Source organism: Micromonospora aridisoli (assembly GCF_056150025.1).
The window spans coordinates 1-502 of record NZ_JAXCFK010000208.1 but is presented as its reverse complement, the minus strand read 5'-3'; the positions used below and the strand labels follow the sequence as shown (position 1 = coordinate 502).

The window sequence follows — 502 nt, the reverse complement described above, 5'->3', positions numbered from 1 at the left end:
TAGCGCTGACAACAGTGATTACTTTGTTGGAGAAAGAGAATGAAGAGGTTACTGATGCAGAAATTGATGCGCTTTTGCGAGAAGCGCAAGAGCAAATTTTAACGCATAAATATTACAAAGGACAACAAGGTGTGGATGCTACTGCACTACTACTCGATGTAGAAGCAGAACTAGATCAGTCCTTTAAAGAACAAGTTTTTGAAGCGCTTAAAACAAGTTTTAACAAGGTGCGAACTGCAATGCGACGCTAGTGGAGTAGGTCATCCGTTAATCAAATTTTTCAATCAAATTAATCACTTTTATTTGAGCGCATACAGATGCGCTCAAGAGAATGTATGAAAAAAAACGAACAATTATGAATAGGATTATAGAATGCATAACCTTTTTTGTTATGGCTGTATCCGTGTTATCAATCAGCGCACAGGATACGAGAAGTGTCTTAGAAACTTACAAAGAAGATATAGTAGCAGAAGAACGTACAGCACTTAAAAAAGAGGTAGAG

1 protein-coding gene is annotated in these 502 nt (G+C 37.3%); it reads left to right on the top strand.

Annotated features, from left to right (window positions below):
* The coding region (locus SM447_RS30140; protein WP_474576247.1) for a hypothetical protein at nt 1–251 on the top strand (251 nt) is incomplete at its 5' end.
* Nucleotides 252–502: the final 251 nt, after the last annotated feature.